Origin of the sequence: Acinetobacter lwoffii (genome assembly GCF_024129735.1) — a bacterium.
Taxonomy (GTDB): Bacteria; Pseudomonadota; Gammaproteobacteria; order Pseudomonadales; family Moraxellaceae; genus Acinetobacter; species Acinetobacter lwoffii_H.
Genome location: NZ_JAMXXK010000090.1, coordinates 1 through 4,230 on the forward strand (window position 1 = coordinate 1; position 4,230 = coordinate 4,230).

The 4,230-nt window shown below is 44.3% G+C and carries 5 protein-coding genes and 1 pseudogene; all 6 read left to right on the forward strand.

Features of this window, described 5'->3' with window-relative positions; translation table 11 throughout:
- Positions 1 to 380: pseudogene (locus NI469_RS15465) on the forward strand (DEAD/DEAH box helicase); the annotation flags it as partial.
- A 405-nt stretch (positions 381 to 785) separates the two neighbouring features.
- Entirely contained in the window at positions 786 to 1,604 is an 819-nt protein-coding gene (locus NI469_RS15470; RefSeq protein WP_253175649.1) for an ABC transporter ATP-binding protein, read from the forward strand.
- Positions 1,601 to 2,380 carry a lipid asymmetry maintenance ABC transporter permease subunit MlaE gene (gene mlaE, locus NI469_RS15475; RefSeq protein WP_005248230.1) on the forward strand — a complete coding sequence of 260 codons (780 nt, stop codon included), beginning with the start codon at positions 1,601 to 1,603 and terminating at the stop codon, positions 2,378 to 2,380. The genes NI469_RS15470 and mlaE overlap by 4 nt, the downstream gene beginning before the upstream one ends.
- Positions 2,380 to 3,057: an outer membrane lipid asymmetry maintenance protein MlaD gene (mlaD, locus tag NI469_RS15480; protein ID WP_180086844.1), complete on the forward strand. Its 678-nt coding sequence runs from the start codon at positions 2,380 to 2,382 to the stop codon at positions 3,055 to 3,057. The genes mlaE and mlaD overlap by 1 nt, the downstream gene beginning before the upstream one ends.
- 18 nt (positions 3,058 to 3,075) lie before the next feature.
- Positions 3,076 to 3,708: an MlaC/ttg2D family ABC transporter substrate-binding protein gene (locus NI469_RS15485; RefSeq protein WP_005249877.1), complete on the forward strand. Its 633-nt coding sequence runs from the start codon at positions 3,076 to 3,078 to the stop codon at positions 3,706 to 3,708.
- 15 nt (positions 3,709 to 3,723) lie between these two features.
- On the forward strand, positions 3,724 to 4,014 hold the full coding sequence (locus NI469_RS15490) for an STAS domain-containing protein (protein WP_253175650.1): 291 nt from the start codon (positions 3,724 to 3,726) through the stop codon (positions 4,012 to 4,014).
- The last annotated feature ends 216 nt before the right edge of the window (positions 4,015 to 4,230 follow it).

Below are 4,230 nucleotides of genomic sequence, written 5' to 3' on the forward strand. Positions count from 1 at the left end.
GTGAAGGCGGTTTCGGTGATCGTCCACAACGTTCGTTTGATGACCGTCCAAAGCGTGACTTCGGTGATCGTCCAGCTCCACGTCGTGAAGGTGGTTTTGGTGACCGTCCTCGCTCTAATGATGACAACCGTGGCAACCGTGTAGACTACAAACCAGCTCGTGAAGGTGGTTATGGTGATCGTCCAAAACGTGATTTTGGTGATCGTCCAGCTCCACGTCGTGAAGGTGGTTTCGGTGATCGTCCAGCGCGTTCATTCGGTGATGACCGTCCAAAGCGTGATTTCGGTGATCGTCCAGTACGTCGCAACTTTGATGACAAGCCACGTGGTGAACGTTCGTTCGGTGGTGAAGATCGTCCACGTCGTAAATTTAACGACTAATTCAGTCGCTAGATGAAGATAAAAAACCGGTAGAAATACCGGTTTTTTTTATGCATTGAGTTTTTTGCTTTTTAACGTAAAATGTCTACTAAATCATGTTTTGTCAGGGTTATGATAATTATTAATATGAAAAGCTTAACTCTTCGATCTCAATTGATAGAGGTGTATATGCCATATATCGCATTGACTTTGATTTTATGGAATATTATCTATTATTTATACAGTCTTTTTAATTAATCAATGTACCTGCTTCAAGCTTAAGTGCATATTTTTATTACAAAAAATACGAAATAATCCATTGTTGTCATTTTTTATGATATTAAACCACCTTTTTCAACTGCTAACATTTTGAACTTCGTTCCTTTATAGTATGCATGCTGAAAAAATGCAGGAATAAACTCAGCTATGAAAAATCAAACAGCGCGAGATACTCAATCTCTGATTGAAGTCAAGAATCTGAGCTTCAAGCGGGGTGAGCGCGTGATTTATGACGACGTGAGTTTAAATATTCGTCGTGGGCAGATTACCGCCATTATGGGGCCATCCGGTACTGGTAAAACCACCTTATTAAGATTGATTGGTGGGCAGCTGGTTCCTGAGCACGGTCAGGTTTTATTGGACGGCAAAGATATTGCCACGATGTCACGTTCCGAACTTTTTTCAGCACGTGCACGGATGGGTATGTTGTTTCAGAGCGGTGCTTTGTTTACCGATATGAGCGTGTATGAAAATGTCGCATTTCCGATTCGGGCACATACCAAATTGCCGGAACATCTGATTAAGGAAATCGTGGCACTGAAGCTGGAATCAGTCGGTTTACGTGGTGCAGAACAGATGATGCCATCTGAACTATCCGGTGGTATGAACCGACGCGTGGCTTTGGCCCGTGCGATTGCGCTAGATCCTGAGCTGATCATGTACGATGAACCGTTTGCCGGACAAGATCCGATTGTGATGGGCGTTTTGACTCGTCTGATCCGTTCATTACGTGAAGCACTAGACTTGACCACGATTATTGTCTCGCATGATGTTGCAGAAACTTTATCGATTGCGGACTACATTTATGTGGTGGCAGAAGGCAAAATTCAGGGCAAGGGCACACCAGCAGAGCTGAAAGCGCATCCGTCTGCTTTTGTACAGCAATTCCTGACCGGTTCGGTAGAAGGTCCGGTGGATTATCAGTTTAGTCATCAAGCTTATTTAAGTGATGAGGTTCGTTCATGAATGCAATTGCCGCATTAGGTAGACGCGTTATTGAACGTGTACAGGGGATTGGGGTCGCGACCCTGATGCTGTTGCAGATTTTATTTTCCATGCCGACCTGGCTTGGAGTAAAGCTGTTTGTTTATCAGATGTATCGGGTTGGGGTATTGTCCCTGCTGATTATTGTGGTTTCTGGCCTGTTTATTGGAGCCGTGCTTGGTTTGCAGATGTTCAGCATCTTGTCGACCTTTGGTAGTGAGTCGATGCTAGGAACAGCAGTCGCGCTGACCTTGCTGCGTGAACTGGCACCTGTGGTCGCTGCTTTGCTGTTTGCGGGACGTGCCGGTTCAGCCTTGACTGCTGAAATTGGTCTGATGAAAGCCACTGAACAATTGTCCAGTATGGAAATGATCGGTGTCGATCCATTGAAGCGGGTGATTTCTCCACGTCTTTGGGCAGGGATTTTTAGCTTGCCAATGCTTTCCGTCATCTTTGCTGCAGTTGGCATTATGGGCGGCAAAATGGTCGGGGTGGATTTCCTGGGAGCCGATGAAGGCGCTTATTGGAGCGGCATGGAAAGCAGCGTGCAATTCTATAAAGATGTCTTAAATGGCACCATTATTAAAAGTTTTGTATTCGCATTAATTTGTACCTGGATTGCGGTGTATCAAGGCTATGCCTGTGTCCCGACATCGGAAGGTATTGCAACTTCTACAACGCGTACAGTCGTGTATTCTTCGCTGTGCGTTTTAGGCTTTGACTTTGTGTTGACTGCGGTCATGTTCGGAGGTGTTTAATGAAATCACGTACTAGTGAGCTGGCCGTTGGTGTTTTTGTTATTTTGTTTGGTATTGCCTTATTTTTCCTAGCAATGCGTGTCAGTGGTCTGGTCGGACACAATATTTCCGACAGCTATAAAATGACAGCGACTTTTGAAAATGTAAATGGGATCAAGCCACGTGCCAAAGTGGCATTAAGTGGTGTGAAAGTGGGGCAGGTGGATGACATTACCCTGGACCCTGTAACTCGTCTGGCGACCGTGCATATGACTCTGGATGGCTCATTGACCTCGTTTAATGCTGAACAGTTAAAGCAGGTTCAGCAGGAAGCACTGGAAGAGTTACGTTATAGTTCGGACTATACTGCTGCTACCCCTGCGCAACAAAAAGACATGGAAAAACAACTGTTAGCTAACATGAAATCCATCACCAATATTGATGAGGATGCTTATATTATGGTAGCGACCAATGGGTTATTGGGTGAAAAATACCTGAAAATTATTCCAGGTGGTGGTCTGAACTATTTGAAACGCGGTGATCAGATTGCCAATACCCAAGGCACCATGGAAATTGAAGATTTAGTGACGAAGTTCATTACTGGCGGTGCCGGTAAATCGTCGGATAGTCAAGAAACTGCCCCAGAACAGGCGACAGTTTCAGAATCGACTGATGCAGAACCTGCATTTGTTGAATAATAGATTGAGGAGATTTCAGTGAAGACTTTAGTAAAACAAACGCTTGCAGCAAGCATTCTTTCAACAATGGTTGCTGGTACAGTGTTTGCTGCACCGTCTGAAGCGCCACCTGCTTTTATTAAAAAAGTGGCAGATGGTTTGATTGAGCGCCTCAAAGCTGATAACGCAAAATTGCAGAACAATCCAGCGCTGGTCAAAGCGATTGTCCGCCAGAATCTGGATCCATACATTGATTCACAGTCTTTCACGCGTATTGTGATGGGGACTTATGCGACGAACCAGTATAGTACTGCTGCACAACGCGCCCAGTTTGAAAAGAATTTCCGTGAAACGCTCATTGAAAATTATGGTTCTGCATTTTCCAAGTTCAGCAATCAGACCTATAGCGTGCGTCCATACAAGGCCAGCAATAGCAAAAACCCTGTTGTAACCATCGACTTTAATAATAAGGGCGAGAAAATTCCCGTGGCGTTCCAGCTGGTGGACAAAGGTTCACAATGGAAAATCCGCAACATCAACGTATCGGGTATCGATCTAGGTTTGCAATTCCGTAACCAGTTTGCTGCGACAGTAAAACGTAATGGCGGTAACATAGATAAAGCCATTGCTAACTTCAAACCGGATGCAGAAGCTGCAATCGACAAGAAATAATCAGACAGGTGAGCCGTGATTACATTCAAGGATCAGGAATTACAGGTTTCAGGCAAAATTGACTATGACAATGCGCAGGACTATTACTTAGATGGCTTGCGGCTAATCCAGTCAAAGAACCAGTTTCCGCTTGTGGTTAATCTAGCTGGGCTTGAAAGTGGTAGTACTTTGGCTTTGGCAGTATTGGTGCGCTGGTTGCGCCAGACGCCTCAAGCGCAAGGACTACAGTTTAAAGCTGTCCCTGCTAAAATGATGAATATCATTCAGGCCTGTCATTTACAGGATGATTTACAGATCATTCAGTAAATAAAAAAAGCACCGAAAGGTGCTTTTTTTTTTATTGTTGACACATTTTAAAAGTAAAGTCCTTCCTTTATCAAAAGGACGTTAGGAAGGATTAAAATATGACCTCACCCTAACCCTCTCCTAAAAGGCATAGGTATCTACACAATTCCTGAACTTTGCGTTAAATTGAAGAGCATGCTCTTCAATTTAACATCTCTGGCCTGGATCAGCGTCTTG